Annotated in this window: 15 protein-coding genes; 5 read left to right on the plus strand and 10 right to left on the minus strand. The window is 41.6% G+C overall.

Features of this window, described 5'->3' with window-relative positions; translation table 11 throughout:
• Positions 1-31: 31 nt before the first annotated feature.
• The 7 genes from SOI83_RS05385 to SOI83_RS05415 form a co-directional block, all read right to left on the minus strand.
• Entirely contained in the window at positions 32-295 is a 264-nt protein-coding gene (locus SOI83_RS05385) for a hypothetical protein (RefSeq protein ID WP_320675581.1), read from the minus strand.
• A gap of 229 nt (positions 296-524) precedes the next feature.
• Positions 525-2,153: a DUF2079 domain-containing protein gene (locus tag SOI83_RS05390; protein WP_320675582.1), complete on the minus strand. Its 1,629-nt coding sequence runs from the start codon at positions 2,151-2,153 to the stop codon at positions 525-527.
• Positions 2,154-2,558: 405 nt separating this feature from the next.
• Positions 2,559-4,004, minus strand: coding sequence for a DUF2079 domain-containing protein (locus SOI83_RS05395; RefSeq protein WP_320675583.1), 1,446 nt, complete (start codon positions 4,002-4,004; stop codon positions 2,559-2,561).
• 148 nt (positions 4,005-4,152) lie between these two features.
• Positions 4,153-5,790, minus strand: a complete 1,638-nt coding sequence (locus SOI83_RS05400) for a DUF2079 domain-containing protein (RefSeq protein ID WP_320675584.1) — start codon at positions 5,788-5,790, stop codon at positions 4,153-4,155.
• On the minus strand, positions 5,787-7,382 hold the full coding sequence (locus SOI83_RS05405) for an ArnT family glycosyltransferase (RefSeq protein WP_320675585.1): 1,596 nt from the start codon (positions 7,380-7,382) through the stop codon (positions 5,787-5,789). The genes SOI83_RS05400 and SOI83_RS05405 overlap by 4 nt, the downstream gene beginning before the upstream one ends.
• Positions 7,345-8,472 (minus strand): glycosyltransferase, encoded by a 1,128-nt coding sequence (locus tag SOI83_RS05410; protein ID WP_320675586.1) that lies wholly within the window; start codon positions 8,470-8,472, stop codon positions 7,345-7,347. The genes SOI83_RS05405 and SOI83_RS05410 overlap by 38 nt, the downstream gene beginning before the upstream one ends.
• A 29-nt stretch (positions 8,473-8,501) precedes the next feature.
• Positions 8,502-10,145 (minus strand): 4-amino-4-deoxy-L-arabinose transferase, encoded by a 1,644-nt coding sequence (locus SOI83_RS05415; protein WP_320675587.1) that lies wholly within the window; start codon positions 10,143-10,145, stop codon positions 8,502-8,504.
• A 369-nt stretch (positions 10,146-10,514) separates the two neighbouring features.
• Between SOI83_RS05415 and SOI83_RS05420 the strand changes: the two genes are divergently transcribed.
• The 4 genes from SOI83_RS05420 to SOI83_RS05435 all read left to right on the plus strand — a co-directional run bounded on the left by SOI83_RS05420 (position 10,515) and on the right by SOI83_RS05435 (position 15,825).
• Positions 10,515-11,921: an iron uptake porin gene (locus tag SOI83_RS05420; protein ID WP_320675588.1), complete on the plus strand. Its 1,407-nt coding sequence runs from the start codon at positions 10,515-10,517 to the stop codon at positions 11,919-11,921.
• Positions 11,922-12,072: 151 nt separating this feature from the next.
• Positions 12,073-13,041: a cysteine synthase A gene (cysK, locus tag SOI83_RS05425; protein ID WP_320675589.1), complete on the plus strand. Its 969-nt coding sequence runs from the start codon at positions 12,073-12,075 to the stop codon at positions 13,039-13,041.
• Between the two features lie 19 nt (positions 13,042-13,060).
• On the plus strand, positions 13,061-13,759 hold the full coding sequence (locus tag SOI83_RS05430; protein WP_320675590.1) for a J domain-containing protein: 699 nt from the start codon (positions 13,061-13,063) through the stop codon (positions 13,757-13,759).
• Complete coding sequence (locus SOI83_RS05435) at positions 13,756-15,825, plus strand: glycosyltransferase family 39 protein (protein ID WP_320675591.1); 2,070 nt, start codon at positions 13,756-13,758, stop codon at positions 15,823-15,825. Before SOI83_RS05430 ends, SOI83_RS05435 begins: the two co-directional genes overlap by 4 nt.
• Here SOI83_RS05435 and SOI83_RS05440 read toward each other — a convergent pair.
• On the minus strand, positions 15,822-16,076 hold the full coding sequence (locus SOI83_RS05440; protein ID WP_320675592.1) for an NAD(P)H-quinone oxidoreductase subunit O: 255 nt from the start codon (positions 16,074-16,076) through the stop codon (positions 15,822-15,824). The two genes, SOI83_RS05435 and SOI83_RS05440, sit on opposite strands and share 4 nt — an antisense overlap.
• A gap of 210 nt (positions 16,077-16,286) precedes the next feature.
• Between SOI83_RS05440 and SOI83_RS05445 the strand changes: the two genes are divergently transcribed.
• Positions 16,287-17,267 carry a TIGR01777 family oxidoreductase gene (locus SOI83_RS05445; protein WP_320675593.1) on the plus strand — a complete coding sequence of 327 codons (981 nt, stop codon included), beginning with the start codon at positions 16,287-16,289 and terminating at the stop codon, positions 17,265-17,267.
• Here the strand turns inward: SOI83_RS05445 and SOI83_RS05450 are convergent.
• Both SOI83_RS05450 and SOI83_RS05455 read right to left on the minus strand, forming a co-directional pair.
• The gene (locus tag SOI83_RS05450) at positions 17,261-18,460 is read right to left on the minus strand and encodes a lipid-A-disaccharide synthase-related protein (RefSeq protein ID WP_320675594.1); all 1,200 of its coding nucleotides are present in this window, start codon (positions 18,458-18,460) and stop codon (positions 17,261-17,263) included. The two genes, SOI83_RS05445 and SOI83_RS05450, sit on opposite strands and share 7 nt — an antisense overlap.
• A 1-nt stretch (position 18,461) precedes the next feature.
• Positions 18,462-18,881: a hypothetical protein gene (locus tag SOI83_RS05455; RefSeq protein ID WP_320675595.1), complete on the minus strand. Its 420-nt coding sequence runs from the start codon at positions 18,879-18,881 to the stop codon at positions 18,462-18,464.
• Positions 18,882-18,924: the final 43 nt, after the last annotated feature.

Consider the following 18,924-nt stretch of genomic DNA (forward strand, 5'->3'; position numbering starts at 1 on the left):
AATTTGGATTGCTTGACATAAGAACCTTCATTTAAGCCTCGAAAGAAAAGCCTGGGCGCTTCACTCCCCCTGAGGCAGCAGTCTTCTCATACATTTGTACTGCAAGTACCTCACTGAGTAAAACAGTGACTTTTTTCTCCTCAACCTTTTCGCAGGTCAACTCTAAAAGGTGCGGATGACCTTTTTCCATACACCTACGAACCTCATAATAAAGAGCCAAAGCATCCTTTGGATCCTTACGTTGAACGGACAAAGGTAGAGGGCTCAATTTCAGTGCCAACTCAATGACGTACACAGGGCAAATTAGAAGCGCACTTCATTCTTGCCAAAGAAAAGGCACAAAAACGTAAAAACATGTGCCGGATAATTTTCCAAATGCAAGTAGGGCCTCTCCAGCGCCTAAGGGAACATCTTTCAAATCACCTAAGCCAACAACAACATTTCAAAAAGTTTCCGAGAGCATAATTAAGCATAAATAATATTAATGCCAATTCAGCTTAGGAACCAAATTTATACAAGAGCGATTAGCTAGACGGCTGAAGTGATATAGCAGAGATATTCTCCAGTAAAAGCTCTAAAGATTTATCAACATTTGGATCTGAAGGTCCATTTAGTTTATACAAAACCAAGCCATCTTCAACAGTCTGAGGGGAATACTTTCCTTTCAGATCCCTTAATTTAAGAATAATTTCCTGAAGATCTCTCCATTCTGTTTTGAAAACATGTGCATACCTCTGATGCTCATCAACGTCTACAAGTATCCATTCAACATCTCTATCAGAACCATATCTATCCCGATAATTTATGTGGTAAGGGAAGCGAATCAAAACTTCCCTTGCCGACAAATGTGGCACCAATGAGGAACTAGCGGAAACACTTGCATTGACTGGTATAGAGCTCATTATCTTTCTTGCAGTATTGCCATGTTTCCACTGAGCAACTGGTGCTCTGTACACCCAAGGATTAATACTCTGGGGTACCATCCAAGACAGAGTACGGTTTGGGTTACTTGTTAGCATAAAGATAAAAGATAAGGCGATAAATCCAGACCAAATCCTCCTTATATTTTTTTTGTAAAACAAGTAACTTCTATCTTTCCACCAATATATTGATCCAGCAAATAAACCAGGAACCACTAAGTATGTATAACGCCAATTAATTGCGAGAGGGTTACCTTGCGCAAGCAATAATCCAGCCAAAGGTAAACCCATAAGCAACCATGCATCCAAGGAGAGAAATGGAACAAACAACAAAGGGAGCCCTTGGCCAGCTAGATAACGAAGTGTCTTACCTGGAGGATTTACAAACTCTTTCAAAACAACTAAAGGTTGCTTTAGTGCAAAGCCTATGACTTCAAGGCTACTCGCCTTATCTTGGCCGGAAACATATTGACCAAAGTTCTCAATCATAAAGCGCTTTGCATTATCTTCGCTATAAATAGGCATAATTATATTAGTAACTATAAGGACCCATATTGCCCCATAGAGAGTAATCCATAACGCGAATTTCCATCTATATCTATCGCGATAATAAAGCCATAAGCCAACTCCCATGAGAACAATACCAGTATCCTCTCTAATAAGAGGAATAGCTATGGACAATAAAACTGCCAAAAAGTCTTTTTTCTTTTCTATCGCTAACAACAACCCAAATACCAAAAAAGGCAGCTGACAAAGATCAGTAAAGTTGCCAAGGCAAGGGCCTATAACTGCATTGGCTCCATAGAATGCAAATACAATCATTCTTGCAAGCTCAATATGTAACTTGAGCTTTGCCAATTCAAAAAGAAGAAGGCCGGCTCCCGCCATAAGAGTTACTTGAATCAAAGGCAAAGCCCATTTACCAAGTAAACCAACAATAGGTATCCATAATACTAAAATGGGAGTGTAATGTTGACCTAATCGATGATATCCAACTTCTGGATATTCTCCCGAATGAACAACATTAGTCGACAGCTGGGATGAAAGTGTGCTTTCAAAAGGGTGTCCATTCAAGCCATTCCATAAGGATTGGTAGAAAATACCTTGGTCCATTGAGGCTGTCAGACTCTGCATGCGCCAGAACTGCAAAACACAACAGCCCAAAAAGAAAGCACCTGCCGCGAGGCCTACTTGTCTATCTAAGCGCCAAAGGGGTAATCTAATTTGACTCATTTAATCAGCCATCGATTCAGTTGTACAGAATAAATAGCACCATCAAAAAAAATTTTCTAGCCTTATGAACTTGACCAACATTGATCTAGCTTCTTTTACAATTTCTCCAAAAACCCATAACACCCATAAAAATCCTTGACTAAAGCTAGTCTGTATCAGTCAGGCAATAGCGAAGTGACAACGGTTCTTGAATCGCAGTCGCAAGCTTCGTGATTTGCCATATCCCACCAGGAGGAGGTGCCCATGAGTCACAGTTGTTCCATCAAGGGTCTGCTGATCGCGGAGAACGTCGGCTGATTAGTCCTATCTTTCCTTGATCAACTGGTTCCGCGCCATAGCGGGCCCGACGAGAGCCCCTAGTGAGAATATTTTCCTCACTAGGGGCATCGTTAATGAAAATCTAATCTAATTAGTCTCATTAATTGATACTTTTTCACAAAGTTCTATGCCTACAGGCCACTGCTTACATAACCAACCTTCTTCATTAGCTTTTAACAATAAATCCTTCTGTACTTGACTACTTGAACCCCAACCAGGATCCTCTGGGTTTAACAAAAAAATGTCAAAAGCTGAATAATCCTTAAATTTGGTTCCCACTCTAGGGAAATCTACGACTTTCCTGTGACTAAGATGAGGTATAAAATAACTCGTGGTTAATAATCTCCCCTCCGTGGGGATACTCAACATTGCTTGATTGAATGGTTGTCGAACTTCTAATCGCTCTAAGTATGGTCCTGTAAAGAACCAAGGCTTTGATAAAACTGCCCAACAAAGGGCACTCCAAACGAGGCTCCTGAATGGAATATTCTTTCTACGATTGACAGCTATTCCATCTATAGCCGCAATTACACCAATAACTGCAAGAGGCAAACTATAATGATGAATAAGTGTTCTCTGTGGAGATTCTTCAGAAAGCAAGTTTACGACAACTAAAGGTAATCCACCTAACAAAACTGGTAAAGAAGATTGTCTCCAAAAAGGGGAAAGAGAAACTGAAATCAACACGAGGTATATAAAACCACCAATCCAATCTAGATTCTCAAAAACTAAGCTTGGATTCGTAACAAGGTTAACAATAACCTCATCTAAAGTATCACCTAAATAAGAAAACAAACCTGCGGCAGCCTTAGGTCCAGTATTGCTACCAGTTAGTAACGGATATAGAAATTTATTCAAAAAACATAACCACATTAAAGATAAACCAATCGCAGCACAAGACCAAGTCCATTTTCGCCTCAAAGCCAATTCGAATCCGATCCCTCCTACAACCAGCACTAAACCATCGCGCGCTCCAAGCAAAACAACCAACAATACGAACCAAACCCAAGGTCTATTAGATCTACAAAACCAATAGCTTGCAGCCAAAGCAGGCATAACCCAAACTTCTGGATGAAAATCAAATAGATTTACATTCAAAACAACCGGCTGAAGCCACCAAAGCGTACAAACCAGCCAACAATGCTTATTCGGTAAACCTGCCTGCCTTCCAACACACCAAATAGGTATAGCTGTAAAGCTTAAAGCGATAGCCTGACTCGCCAAGAGCCATTGAACACTGCTATTAAAACAATAAGGAATTGCTGCTATATAAAGAAGCCAAGCTCCATGGTCAGCCAATAGATGGCTTCCCTCCATAGACGAATATTGGGGCAAGCCTCTACTTGCCAACCAAATCCATTGATCAAACAATCCAAGATCATAAGCATTACTCTGAAGCAAAGAATGCCTTAAGCCTGAAAACATCCAAAATAACAACGCAATGATCACGCAAATCATTATTAACTTGCGGGCAGGGAATAACTCCTCAAACGAAGGTCTACTCCTAAATTTACTAGCCAGGGAGAGTCCCATTTTGAAGCTATATTGAACCTATTTAGAATAGCTAAATGGTGTTAAGCGGAAACAACGAAAGCATATTCAAGATAAACTGACATGGTTATTAAACTCAATTAAATTCGTAATTTTATTTTTAAAAATCTCGCGTATAGGAATTTAAATACTAATTTAGTAATTGCAAGTCACCCCTTATGGAATTAATCTCCCTAACAAAGCATTCTTCATTTCGAGCATTAGTTGAACCATTGTATTCTAGTATTATAGAGTTCTTATCGCAATGAAAAACAGTATATTGACTGCTTTCAACTAATTCTTCTAATCGATTAATGCTTTTGGATACCCACAACTTGTGATGATTAAATGCGGGTGCGTATGAAAGATTAAATCTTGGTTGACTTACTATAAAGTCTACTGAAACATCATGTCCTTTTTCATCTCTATATTGATCATTTTCCGGGAAGCGGAGTAATACCTGTCTTTGTGCAAGTTGAGGTATGAGATGTGTTTCGGCAGATACAGCAGCTGTCCTAGGGATTAGATTGACAACTTTCCTAGCAACTTTTCCTCTAACCAGCTGCTCCTTCAAAGGCACCTTGACCCAAGGATCAATGCTGTCAGGGATAACAAAGGAAAGTGCTCGGTGAGGGTTAGCCGCCAATGCGAATGCAAAAGCGATAATCAAGCAAAACCTCCAAAATTTCCTGAATAAGCTTCTTTTAAATAAGTCAGGGTGGTCGGCTAGCCAAAATATAGTGCCAGCAAAAATCCCTGGCACTAAGTAAAGAACAAAGCGTAAATGCACCACCAAAGAGTTTCCACCCTGAGAGCTAAGTGCAACAAACAACGGAAATGCTATTAATAACCAAGTATCCAAAGCTATCAAAGGAATAAAGGCTAGTGGTAAGCCAGCAGTAATTAAAAACAAAAAAGTCTTCCCGGGGGGAGAAAATAATTCCTGAATTAGTAAAATTGGTTGGCTAATCATTGATAGCAATACATCAATAGTGCCTCCTGACCTACCATCTAAAAAGTGTCCAAATCTTTCTTGCATAAAACGATCCGCCAACTCTGTACCAAACATAGGCATAACACTATTGGTAATTACCATGACAGCCAAACAAGAGTAAAAGCATAGTCCTAAGCCAAATAATCTCCAATTAGGCCGTCTAATAATCATCCAAACCCCCACTCCAAATCCAAGCAAGCCAACATCTTCTCTTACTAGCGGTAACAATATTGATGAAAGAAAATATAGTGGTATTTGATTTCTAGTAATGCCAAGCAAAAGACAAAAAATCAAGCAAGGGATAACACAAAGATCATGAAAATTCTCTAGGGTTGGCCCTATTACTAAAGTTGTAGAGAAATAGCTAAATACAATCCATGCAGACAATTTGGGTGGGAGATATTCATTAGCTAGGAGAAAAAGGATATACCCCCCCAACGAGATCATTCCCACCTGAATCAGAGGCAAGGACCACAGACCCAAAAAACGAACCAATGGAGTCCAAAAAAGTAATAGAGGCGTAAAGTGTTGTGCTAGGTGTCGATAACCAACCTCTGGCAAGGCGCCATCAAACATTACTGGAGCAGATAGTTCAGAAGCAAGAGTGCTCTCAAAGAAACGGCCATTAGCACTATTCCAGATTTCTTGGAGGAAAAGCCCCTGATCATAAGTCGCATTAAGAGTATAAATTCGCCAAATTTGCAAGCTTAATGTTACACAAAAGAAACCAAATATGTACCTAAAAACATAAGCATGTGCCGATTCATCCTTATTAGGTAAGAGATGAAATTTCATTGATTTACATTATCCAAAGAAAGGAAGTAGGTTGAGCCGATAGTATTTAGACAGTCTGGCGATTCACCACAAAATAATTCTTCCAATTTTATCTTCGTTGTGCGACTGGAGAGCTTCGCATAACTTTCTTGCCATTCAAAGCTTCCTACAAGATATTTAGCCCCTTGAGAAGACCAATGCGCCAAGCTGGATTCATTAACGTTTTCAATAGAAGTTAACCAACCTTGTCGTCTTGCAAGATTTAATAAAGTTGGATCACCTCCAGTAACAGTTACAATACGATGGTCTCCAGGAACTTCATTTCTTATTCTCTCTGCTAAGGGCATCCATATCTTTTCTTGAGTTCTTTCTAAGGACCAATAATCAAAGTTTAATATCGTAAAACTAATCAAAATATTAAAAAGAATGAGCCAAAGTTGGCTGGGCACTGAAAATATCAGAGATTTAGAGATTGTTGTTGAACAAATTACAAAGCCTCGGCCCATCAATGGGCAGGCAAATAACATTAATGGTAATTGATAATATTCATGAATTGAACTTGCACGAAAAGCAATTAAAGTAGAGGCGAACCAGCCTATGACGCCAGACATAAGAATAAACCCTCCTAAATCTTTGCGGGTTTTCCAAAAGCCTAAGAAGGCAAGAGGCAATCCTAAAATAGCAAAATTCCGCAATGTAATTCTTAAGGCAAAGTCCAACCAGACCTGAGTATTCAACAAAAGCCTTAGGCTGCTTCTATCAGAACTTGTGCCCCAAAAACCAAAGCTAAGGCCTGTTATTTGACCTATCTGATAAGCATAGAAAAACCAAATAGATACAATCAATATTACAGTCATAAAATAAATAGATAAACTAGGTTTTTTTAGTATATTAAAAACGTTCAATACTAGTTTTAATAAGCCATTTTGACGATGCCTTCTAGTATTTTTTGCATGCAAAGCCAATATAGGTATCCCCAGCCAAATTAATGGTAAAACTTTAATTAAACAAGCAGCTGTAAAACTTGACCAGCTAAACATTAAAGACCAAACACTACCAGTCTTTCTCCAAGAAAAATATCTCTCAATACTTAATGCTCCAAACATTAAAAGCATTGATTCTGCCTGAAAAGTACGCCCATAGAAAACGGTTAAAGGTAATATTGCAAAGAAAAGTCCACCCCACCAACCACTATCAGGGTCCAAAAGAATTGTTCCAATTCGAATGACTAAAATGATTGTTATCAAACTACAAATAACGGCAGTTGAACGACCAACCCATTCGTGAATTCCTGTTAACTTATAAAGCTGACCTATTAAAAATGGAAAAAGCGGAAACTCACATTCAACAAATCCATCACTTGCACCTCCCCAATCAATTTGCGGCAACCAAATAGGCGTACCTTTAAGGGCAAAATGTCTGGCCATAGCTGCGGTATCAGCCTGACGCCAGCTATGCACACCTAGAATAGGAGACTGAATCTGAATCAAACGAAGAATTAAACCTAAAAAGACTGGGATTGAATAATCTCGAAGTCGAAAGTTCAATAAAGCAAGCATCAGAGGTTCTTCTCTATCAAGGTGTATTCCATACAAAACGAGACGACGCAGCATAATTCCATACAAAAACAACAAATATCCCTGCCATTTGCGCCCACAACTCGTTAGGTGCAATCACTTGGTAAAAAATTGTTGCTAACCCTACATTCGCTACAACTGGCAAAGAAGCAACTAGCAAGAACTTGAGCAGGCCCCCAAAGAGCAACCAACCTCTAAGTCTATGGAAGCGAAATGTCAAAGCATTATTTATAAGGTAATTAGAAGTGGCTGCTAGAACTACAGATATAGGCAAAACATTCACAAAGTCGGCATCAAACAATTTCATTAACAGTTTCGTGGAGAATAACTGAACAAATACTCCACTAAAGCCTACAAATGCGAAACTAATTGCACGACGTGGAATTAATCTAAAAGTAATAGTATGTACTAATGAAATCCAAAAATCCCACAAAATTGCTAGGTCCAGCTTAGAACGACCAAATTCCCTCGGTTGGAAAGAAAAAGAAAACTCATCGACTAATAAGCAGCCTCCACTAATAGAAAGTAATTCGTATAAAAATTTAAATCCATTCACATCAACTTTACGAACGAATGGCAAACATTTACTGAGGTTCAATACAATAAAACCACTCATATAATCTGTTAGATGTCCATAGCTTAATGGCAAGCTAAAGCGAGCTAAACGGTTAGCCATCGAGGAGCCTTCAGTGCGTCTTCGGCTAAGTCCTAGGATTTTCGCTTCGCCTAGGAATCGGCTGCCTGAAACCAAATCTAGCTTTCCATTAATTAATTTTTTAACTGCTTTTAATAAGGCAACTGTTTCATGTTGGCCATCAGAATCCATGACCACAGCTATGCTACCTGTTGCATCTAACAAACCCTCTTTAATTGCACTGGCCAAGCCATATCTGCCAACTCGACTAATTAGACGCACACAAGGTTCATGACTAGAGATGCTCTTAACCAGATCTGATGTGCCATCACGAGAGTCATCATCTACGACTAAGATTTCAAGATCATAATATTGCTTATAAATAAGGAGTTGATCTATCAATGGTTGAATATTTTCATACTCATTATAGGTAGGTAAGACGACTGATAGCCTAATTTGCTTTTTCTTTTTTTCCCTGTCAAGTGTAATCATTTCATCGAGAAGTTAAAGGGCAGTTAGAATTAATCTGAGCCGCAAAACATCAGCGACCATGCCTCCTCACTATCAACTATTTTGCAAATCCTAGATAGAGAAATTACCTTTTGATTTAGCCTTATAGGGTCCTGAGTCAAAATCCATTCTGCATTAGGTCTGCTTTGAAAAGAAGCGATTCTCTTGCCTGCATACCAATTGAGGCTTGGTCGCTCCTCATTCCCCTCCAAGACAAGCTCCGTCTCAGGTGCACGAGAAATCAATTCTCTCAAGGAATCAACAGGCCAAGTCTCATTCAATTCCCAAAGCCAAAGGGGGGATGTCATCAAAAACATTAAGGCAAGATAACTGCCTGACATCAACATGAAAATTCCATATCTTCTCTGAGTTTTTTTTGAACTACATAACCAGTTTCCCCCAACGCACAACCCTGCTCCGATTGGCAAGGTAAAAAGGCTATAGGGACTAAATGCAGAAAATAGATTCGCCAACCCCAAAGAACTGACAAAAACCAAGATCAAGCCAATGCACTGCCAAAGAGAAGGTACTCTTTCAAGAACCCTGAAATAAGGAGGTTTCTGAGAGCTGTCGCGGTTTATCAACCAAACCAAGGGAGGAGCACATAGCAAAGCGAAAGGGAGCCAAAGGGGGTGGCTATACCAGGGCAATTGAGTCTTAAGAGGAAAGATTGCCAACATCATTACCAATTGAGTGCTTAAGGCCCATTGACCCCATAGGCTCTTACGTCTTCGCCAAGCCCACATAACGCCAAAGGGCCATAACAACAACCAAGGCCAACCCCCTTCAAGAATTTCTATAAGAGGCACTCTCCAGCCAAGGTCACTCCCTTCCCCTGCATCTAGGAGTACTCGCATAGCACCATCACCACCCCACAACCAAAAAGCTGCATGTCCACGCTGCCACCAATGAAAAAAATGCCACCCAAGACCTGGAGCCAGGCCTAAAGCAAACCAAAGAAGTAGCCCTAGAGTCCACCAATTCTTCCAGGCTTTTCCCCAAGCAAGTGCCACTAATCCAGCAAACAAAACAGGTAAAAGTAAAGGTGCTTTAAGCATCAACATGCAACTGCTAACTAAACCAATGCCTAACATTTTCAACTGGGTGTATGAACAACTATCAAGCGCAGCTATCAATAGCCAAAGCAGTGCAATGCAACTCAACTGAGTGCCATCCAACATTGCCAGGCGACCATGGCGTACCAAAGGCATCAACGTCAGCAAAATTCCAGAGGTAACAAGAGTGACATTTCGATCGCCACAAGTTAATTTCCACTGAATTAGCCCTCCAAAAGGCACGACGAAACTAGATAAAAATGCTGGTATTATTCGGACATAAAACTCATTCGGTAATGACTGCCAAACATTCGAATTAGTATTATCAAAACCCATTGCAAAAGCAATAAGCCAATGCAAACCTGGTGGTTTGTTCAAGTAAGGCTCATTCCAAATTGTAGGCAGAAGTTTTTGTATCCCACTTTTGGGTATGAACTCATATGAAACACGTGCAACAGTACCTTCGTCAAAATCTCTTAAAGGCAAATCCCCCAGACCCACAAAAGCCAGAAGGCAACCCAAACCCCACAAAAGTAATAAGCCTTTAAAAGGAGCTACTCCGTCTGCCGTAAAAGATTCATCTGAAACTCGTGGATTCAACTCTAAAGGCCTTCTTGCATTCATAAGAACCAAGCACCTCAACTTTCTCGATACATGTCTTTAGTCTGACAAATCAAACTATTTACATTTTCCAAAAACAATGCCAAAGCTCAAAAAAAACCTTGGTTTTTATAATATCTATAGTGAAAGAATCTAGTTTTGGATTTGACTACATGGCCAAAAAGTTGAAATTTTGTATTTGATATTACAAATCATTTTAAAGGTTCAATCTAAATTTGAAACTCAAGTGATAACAGCGCCTAGGGACTAGACCATTGATACTTCTGGCACATCAAGGTGTGTCCAAGAGCACATTAATGGCGAGGATTGCTAGGTGCATATATTGCGCCTCTTTGTGTGAGGAACTCAATGAAACTCTTCCAGCAATTGCTGGTAGCACCTGCTGCGCTTGGCCTTATGGCTCCTGTCGCTGCAACTGCTGCTGAGCTAAACATCAATGGTGTTTCTGACTACGCCGCTTCTAGCGAGCAAGTCACAAATGCTTCTCAATTCTCTGATGTCCATCCTAGTGATTGGGCTTACCAGGCTCTGACCAACTTGGCTGAGCAAACTGGATGCGTAGCTGGAACCCCCAGCGGCAACCAGTCAATGACCCGCTTCGAAGCGGCTGCTCTCCTTAATTCTTGCTTAGGCAACGTCGCTGAAGCTTCTGACGACGTTCGTCGCCTAACCAGCGAGTTCGGCCCTGAACTTGCAGTACTTAAAGGTCGCGTTGATGGCCTAAGTGCTCGTGTTGGCGAGTTTGAAGCAGGAATGTTCTCCACCACCACAAAACTAAGTGGAGAAACAGTATTTGTTACGGGCGCTGTTTCTTATGACGACCGCGACAAAGCTGGCAAGACTGATGATGCATTCACATTCAACTATGCAACCAGGCTTGACCTAGACACCAGCTTCTCTGGCGAAGATTTACTGAAAACCAGAATCAGCGCTGGTAACTTCGGCAACACACCTTTCGGTGGCGATGCATTCTTGGAGAGGGCTTACACCTCTGGATCTGCTGACACACTAGAGATTGATCGTAGTTACTATCAATTCCCTCTTGGTGATTCCTTTACTGCCACCGTTGGCGCAGTAATCCGTCAGGACGACATGCTTGCAGTATGGCCTAGCCAGTACCCAAGCTCATCCAACCTTGATGTCCTCACCTATGCTGGTGCTAATGCCGCATATAACCTTAAAGAAGGCCAAGGTGCAGGTCTTTCCTGGGCAAATGATGAAGGCGTAAGCGCAAGTCTTGTTTATGTAGGCAGCAATGGTTCTGATGCTTCCAAAGGCATCATGACCAAAGAAGGTGGTGATGACATCACAGGCCAGATCGCCTATACCGGCGAAGGATTTGGTGCTGCAGTTGTTTACACCGAATCAGACGAAAAGTCTGGTAATTACGACGCCTGGGGCATCAGTGGTTACTGGGCACCTGAAGAGGTTGGCGCTATTCCTACCGTCAGTGGTGGAATTGGCTTTAAAACCCTTGACAAGGAAACTTCTACTGCAAAAGACGAATTCACTTGGACCGTTGGTCTTGAGTGGGCTGATGTAGGCGCTGATGGCAACTCCCTAGGCTTCGGCTTCGGTAGTGCAGAAGGCTGGCAGGACAAGTCTGGCTATGACGATCCCATGGCTTATGAAGTCTGGTATGACATGGCTATTAGCGACAACGTAAGTGTGACTCCTTCTCTCTTCCTTGTTGAAGTAGACGGAGACGACAAAGACTACTCAGGCGGTCTTATCAAAACCACTTTCCGCTTCTGATTCTTTCAAAGTCAAATTGACTTTGAATGGTTCCAGAAACTTTGGTTGTTATTTGCCAAAAAAAAAGCCCTCTTTAAAAAGAGGGCTTTTTTTTACTTTTTAGCCAAGTATTTGTTTGGATAGATAAATCGCAATTCATGCGCACTCGCCCATGCCCATTGCATCTGACATCACTGCTCTTGTAGGTCGTACACCTTTAGTACGACTAAATCGAATTCCACAAGCAACTGGCTGTAAAGCCGAATTGTTGGCCAAATTAGAAAGTTTTAACCCGACAGCATCAGTTAAAGACAGAATTGCAGGGGCAATGGTTCAAGCTGCTGAACAAGAAGGCACAATCACACCCGGCAAAACAATTTTAATAGAACCGACGAGTGGAAATACTGGTATAGCCCTTGCGATGGTCGCGGCAGCAAGAGGATATCGATTGATTTTAACTATGCCAGACACTATGAGTACAGAACGTCGCTCAATGTTGAGAGCTTATGGTGCAGAGCTTCAGCTAACTCCTGGGAATGAAGGCATTCAAGGAGCTATTGACTTAGCCAAAGAGTTAGTTACAACAACTCCTGAAGCATATTTACTACAGCAATTTGACAACCCCTCTAATCCAGCAATTCATGAAAAAACAACTGCAGAAGAAATTTGGTCTGATTGTGAAGGCCATCTGGATGGATTGATCTCAGGCGTAGGTACAGGCGGAACACTCACCGGTTGTGGGCGGTTATTAAAAAAACGCAATCCCAACTTGCGCATATTTGCTGTTGAACCCGCTTCGAGTCCAGTTTTAGCTGGTGGCAATCCAGGATCTCATAGGATTCAAGGCATTGGAGCTGGATTCATTCCAGGGGTACTACAACAAGAATTGATAGATGAAATTATTCCCATTAGTGATGAAGAAGCTATGGGGATGGGACGAAGACTTGCCAAAGAAGAAGGTCTATTAAGTGGAGTTAGTAGTGGTGCAGCTGTCGCTGCAGCTATCAAAATTGGTATTAGACCAGAAATGGCCAATAAGCGCCTTGTATTAATTTTGGCGAGTTTCGGGGAACGCTATCTATCAACACCTATGTTCAATGCTTCGGCCATTTCAACACCTCGCAAAGACGGACATCTTTAAGCAGTAGGACAATTGAACAATGATTCTAGATCCATATAAAGTTCTGAAAGTGAGTTCAGATGCAACAACTGCCGAAATAAAGGCAGCATATAGATCATTAGTAAAGCGTCATCATCCAGATGCTGGTGGCGAAGAAACAGAGATGCTAAAGATCAATGCCGCTTGGGCAATATTGAGCAATCAAACTAAAAAATACGAATATGACCAAACGAAACAGCAAGAGGATGCTTTCTCACGAGAAACTCAAAAAAGATCAATTCGTAATTCCCAAGCCACAGCTGCCGCCCATGCCACTAAAGGTCAAATTACTGCAGCACATCTAGAACTTATGAACTGGATCAATCATGTCTACTTGCCAATTGACAAGCTCTTAGGACAAGTAATCAACCCTTTTAATGCTGAACTTAAAGCATTATCTGCAGATCCTTATGACGACATATTAATGAATAATTTTTCAAGATATCTCAGCACAAGTCAAAATCGCCTTCAGAAAGTAGATAATTTGTACAGGTCGACATCAACCCCAGTATTAGCTCAAGGTTTTAGCTTAAGTCTCTATCACTGCCTATCTCAAGTCCAAGATGCAATAGTTGAACTAGAGCGTTACACAATGGGATATGTAGATAGTTATCTGCATGATGGGCAGGAAATGCTAAGAGAAGCCAAGCGAATGCGGCTAAGACTTAAATCAGAGAGACATAACTTAAAAGCCTCATGAAATCATCTTGGAAATTCTGGGGTTTAGTAACACTTTTATGGTGCATTGCCACAGGTTTAGATCGCTTGTGGTGGAATTTTCATGCTGGATTTCCATCATGGGATCAAGCTGATTATCTAAATAGTGCCTTAGACCATGGCCGTGCCATTGGCTTCCTCGATGGAGGGCAATGGCTTGGGTGGAAGCACTTACTAGACCTTTCACCCAAAATTCCTCCGCTAGCTTCTCTAATTAATGGCAGTGTTTTAAGCATTGCAGGTGACTCCCCCGCTGAAGCGGCCTGGAGCTTAAGTATCTGGCATGGACTACTGCTGTTTGCAATCGCAGGATGGGGCAAAACACTCAAGGGGGAAGGTTTTGCATTACTTACAGCGAGCTTTGTAGCTATAGCACCAGCCTTAATGGAACTCCGTACAGATTATGTATTGGAGATGTCCCTCACATCAACAGTAACCTTAGCTTTATGGAAACTGGGATGTTGGTGGGATCCCCAAAAAGGTGGCCGATGGGGCCAATCTCTGTTGGCTTGTCTAACAGTCACTGCAGCAATACTTGTCAAACAAAGTGCTCTATTAGCACTTCTCCCTGCCGTGGCATGGGCAAGCTGGATAGCTATAAAAAGAAGTCAAGCCACAAGATGGCAACTTTTAATAGGCCTGACAATATTCTCCTTAAGCATCATTCCGTGGTTACACCACAATTGGATCACAACGATTGGAGGAACTAATAGAGCAGTTATTGAATCAGCAATAAAAGAAGGGGACCCATCTCTATTTACATTGGAAAATTGGATTTGGTATCCGCGCTTACTTCCTGAACAAATTGGAGCTCTATATCTAGCAATAGGGATTAGCGGCCTTTTCCTTTGGTCAATCCAACAAAGCCAGACCAACCATCCTTTAAGTAAATCGCATAAAGAACAAGATGATTACAAGTCATGGTTATGGCTAATCATCACCCTGATAAGCGCTTGGATATTAACAAGTCTCAGTCCAAATAAAGGCGATCGTTATATCACCCCTCTTTTACCTCCTTTACTCTTATTGCTTTCGAGAGGCTGGTGGGAGTGGGGTACTTGGTTCAACCAACATTACCCAGGAAAGACATGGAAAATGCCTTGTTTTCTTATAACAGGTTTTTTAGCAACTATTCCAAATTCTTTGACAAGTCAAGTCAAACGACTCGTACTACACAAACAAGGACCTTTAGAAGAAATCGTCGATACAGCTAGACGAGCCAACCCAAGCAAAAAGCCAATGACTGTAATTGTGATACCCAGTACACCGGATCTGAACCAACATAATGTTAGCTACTACGGTCGAAGGCAAGGCGGACAATTGGTTGGCCGCCAGCTTGGTAATAACAAAAGTGATCTAAAGCCTCTTTTGGCACAGGCAAAGTGGGTGATTTTGGCTGAGGGTGATCAAGGCTCTGTCAGATCAGATGCCAAAGCGGTAGACCAAGGTATTAGAGCAAGCAAGTTTTTCATCGAAATTAAAAGGTTCCCAAGACCACAAGGCGGCAGCTATTCCTTATGGCAAAGAAGTCTTAAAGCTCCACCTGCCACAAATTTTGCTAAAGACTTCTCAAAATTAGCGAGAGGATTAAACAATGGGCCAAAAGGATTAGCAGAAGTGTTTGACCAAGTAGCAATTCAACATATGCTTGATGGACATTTCGAATATCGATTAGAAGTTCGGGAGAATGCTTTAAAACAACTGAGAAAAAATCGAAATAATCCTGATGCTCACTGGAGTCTTGCTCTACTAGCCACTTTATCTAACAGACCTAATCAAGCCGCAAAACATTTTTCTTCTCTAGAAAAACTACTACCAAATTCACCATGGCCTAGCGCTTATCGAAGTGTGGTCACCCTTGCAGCATGGGACCCTTGGACAGCAGTCTTAGTAGCTGATAAAGCCAATCAAAAACGACCCAACAATGTTCTTCAAGGACTCGGAGATCTCAGTGGTGTGATAGGGGGAGCTATATGGCGCCTGCCGAATGCATCTAAGTCAATTCCACGGGCAATTGAAGAAATAGAGACAGCTCTTGAGAAGTCTTAAAGCTCCTCACGCCAAACTTCTAGTTGATCAATACGCAGCCAAACATCAGGAACTGGACGTCTCCAACGAATTTGAGCATATTCACCTTTAATTAGAAGCAACTCACCAGGTCCCTCAAATGGATATGCAGGGGGGTTCTCATCACTGGCAGTTGACTCAACGCTATCTAGATAAGCCGCTCTATTGAGGCGAACCAATGCCCCTTTTTTTAAGCTTTTGGAGGGCTTATCAGATCCATTTTCTTCAGCCATAAGAAGTGGAGTTCCTAATTTTTCAACCTTGTGAACCAAACCTACCTGAGAAGAGCTAATGATGACATGCGCTTGTGACCCAAAAATTGATCTTTAGAAATGACCTCTGATTGAGTGAAGTTCCTCAATTAGATGTACCAAAAGGGTTAAGCCTCTATATCTTCCTGGAAACTTTCGTTAATGTGTCGCAGCAATTAAATGGTTTACAAGATGCGGTTACTTCTTCTGGGCTGCAGTGGTTTTATAGGTCGTGAACTTGTCCCCCACTTATTAAACAAAGGCCACCAACTAACCCTAATCAGCCGACAGCCATTTAAGAAACTTGCAATCAATGGCCTCTCGATTTCAGACAACCTCAATCATCTAAAACTTGACCCTAGCTCTGCAAAAAGCTGGGAGGACAGCAATCTCTTGCAAGCCTTAAAAGAAGCAAATGGTGTAATTAACCTCACAGGAGAACCGATAGCGGAAAAACGTTGGACGCCTACTCACCTGAAAACGATCGAAGATAGTCGACTCAATACAACAAAAGCAGTAGTAAAGGCGATGACTCAAATGAACAAGCCTCCTTCAGTATTAATCAACGCATCTGCTATTGGCTACTACGGAACAAGCGAAAACAATTTATTTACAGAAGACAGTGTATCTGGCAGCGATTTTCTTGCGGAGCTTTGTACAAAATGGGAAAAGGCTGCTGCCCAAAAACCAAACTCCACAAGATTACTAATTATTCGCATTGGCATAGTCTTAGGCCCCAATGGAGGCGCCTTAGGGAAAATGCTGCCCATATTTAAAGCAGGGCTTGGTGGCCCTATCGGTAATGGACGTCAATGGATGAGTTGGATATTTAGGACGGATCTCTGTGAAATCATCAGCCAGGCACTAGAAACTAAAGCCTGGACTGGAGTAATAAACGCCGTAGCTCCTTATCCTGTATCCATGGCAGATTTTGCAACCACACTTGGGAAGGTTCTTCGCCGCCCAAGCCTATTAACCGTACCTGGACCTATTCTCAAATTACTTTTAGGGGATGGCGCACAAATAGTACTTAAAGGACAAAACGTTCAGTCCAAAAAGTTAAAGGCTTTGAAATTTAGCTTTCAATATCCACAACTTTTAGATGCTCTTCATTGTGCCAACAATCCTCAGAAAATAGATAATAAAAAGAGCAAAATTGCCAACAATCAATGAATAAGTTTAGAAATAGCATTAGCCATTGCATGAGCTCCACCGGATACTCCAAGCCTAATACTGGCTTGCTTTGCACATTCATCTATAAGTTTCTGGTCATTCCTAACTCGTGCCAAAAGGTCAAGAATGAGACTGGCTGTCTTCCTTAAGGTCGATTGATCTCCAGTAGATCCATGAACGCAAAAAACTGTGGGTCCTAATAATCGACGCTGAGCTTCAGCAAATGTGTTCGTAAACTGTGGTCCTTGACCTACCAATTGCACAACAGGCTTGGCAAGACCAACAGTTTGCTCTGTGGCTGTTCCAGCCATGCAAACCAAGAGATCACTATTTTGCAATATTTGAGCAAAGGCACCTCTGCGAACATTCATCTTCAACAAACCTCGTTTGATCCGCAATGGAGAAGATTTACTCAACCCACCTTCTAGAGCCCAACCTTTACTCAAAGCCAAATGATGAAGCGCCACATCATCTAAGGCTGATACCAAAGCTAAATCCAGAGTTATCTCACCGCTACCAATAAGCATTTCAGGGAGAAGCTCTATCAAGCTCAGAATCAATAGCAAATTTTTATCAACCTCAGGCCTTCTACTCCCCGGCAGTATCCCTAAACGCCTACGACAAGACGGCAACGCTGGTTGATTTATAAAGACCATATCCATAAAAGGATTGCCTAAGAACTTCACGATGCGACCCAACTGAATTGAAAGATCATTTGAGGTCAATTGATCTCTGCTATAAACCTCTAAAAAACGCTGACTTTTCAAGCAAGCACCACAAGGCCAAGGGAGGCACAACCTGCCCTCATAATGGCTTGAATAAGCAACCAAATAGGTAACGACAGGACGGCGACTTAACCAAGCTGCCAAGACCGGAACGACATCACCAACAACTACTATCAGCTCATAAAAATGAGCCATTCGTAACAGCTTCACTACCCGCTTAAGTAAATAAAAAGCTTGTCCTTCTAAAAACTCAACCAGTCGCCCACTCATACTTGTATATCCAATACCTCCTGTACTGAACTCTTTCCCCTCATCAATTACAAAAATTCCAGAATTTTTATAAGCGGCTCCCAAGCCGACTAAAGGCAACGCCTCAACTGTATGTCCCAATCCTTTTAATTGTTCGCCAAGGATTGCCCCAGATAAGTCTTCACCATGCCCATTACTTAATAGCAAAACCCTTGCCAATTCAAAGCTCCAACCAATTCTTTACTTTTATCAGAGCCTCCCACTCAGGCTTTCGCTCAAGACCATCGGCAATAGAATTGCTAAGTTCTTTCCCACATTCTGGCAAAATCGACATAACTCTTTTGACATAGTCAATGTGATCTCTCACGCCTTTCGAATTCGTTTCTAATAACGCCAAACTCAGATTGACACGTGCTTGGGGATCTTTGCTATCAATTCTGACTGCCTTTCGTGCAGAGAGCAAAGCATCATTTGGCTGATCACAGAGCAGCTGAAGCCACGCAAGACAAATCCACCCCGCTGCTTGATTTGGTGAAACTGTGGTAAACGTCTCAAAATCCCCAATAAGTTCTTCCGCAGGAGTTCCCGATTGATAACGATCCATTGCCCTTTCAAAGAGGCTCTCTTGATTAGCTTCCATTGAAAAAGTCTTAGAAGAACAACACAGACCTCATTAAAGCCTT

The organism is Prochlorococcus sp. MIT 1300, assembly GCF_034092375.1.
GTDB lineage: Bacteria > Cyanobacteriota > Cyanobacteriia > PCC-6307 > Cyanobiaceae > MIT-1300.

What these genes read in the sequence shown, in the direction of transcription:
- SOI83_RS05410 (WP_320675586.1), bottom strand. Translation starts at nt 8,472, where the DNA reads ATGATTACACTTGACAGGGAAAAAAAGAAAAAGCAAATTAGGCTATCA.
- SOI83_RS05395 (WP_320675583.1), bottom strand. Translation starts at nt 4,004, where the DNA reads ATGGGACTCTCCCTGGCTAGTAAATTTAGGAGTAGACCTTCGTTTGAG.
- SOI83_RS05445 (WP_320675593.1), top strand. Translation starts at nt 16,287, where the DNA reads ATGCGGTTACTTCTTCTGGGCTGCAGTGGTTTTATAGGTCGTGAACTT.
- SOI83_RS05430 (WP_320675590.1), top strand. Translation starts at nt 13,061, where the DNA reads ATGATTCTAGATCCATATAAAGTTCTGAAAGTGAGTTCAGATGCAACA.
- SOI83_RS05405 (WP_320675585.1), bottom strand. Translation starts at nt 7,382, where the DNA reads ATGCTGCGTCGTCTCGTTTTGTATGGAATACACCTTGATAGAGAAGAA.
- SOI83_RS05420 (WP_320675588.1), top strand. Translation starts at nt 10,515, where the DNA reads ATGAAACTCTTCCAGCAATTGCTGGTAGCACCTGCTGCGCTTGGCCTT.
- cysK (WP_320675589.1), top strand. Translation starts at nt 12,073, where the DNA reads ATGCCCATTGCATCTGACATCACTGCTCTTGTAGGTCGTACACCTTTA.
- SOI83_RS05390 (WP_320675582.1), bottom strand. Translation starts at nt 2,153, where the DNA reads ATGAGTCAAATTAGATTACCCCTTTGGCGCTTAGATAGACAAGTAGGC.
- SOI83_RS05435 (WP_320675591.1), top strand. Translation starts at nt 13,756, where the DNA reads ATGAAATCATCTTGGAAATTCTGGGGTTTAGTAACACTTTTATGGTGC.
- SOI83_RS05400 (WP_320675584.1), bottom strand. Translation starts at nt 5,790, where the DNA reads ATGAAATTTCATCTCTTACCTAATAAGGATGAATCGGCACATGCTTAT.
- SOI83_RS05455 (WP_320675595.1), bottom strand. Translation starts at nt 18,881, where the DNA reads ATGGAAGCTAATCAAGAGAGCCTCTTTGAAAGGGCAATGGATCGTTAT.
- SOI83_RS05440 (WP_320675592.1), bottom strand. Translation starts at nt 16,076, where the DNA reads ATGGCTGAAGAAAATGGATCTGATAAGCCCTCCAAAAGCTTAAAAAAA.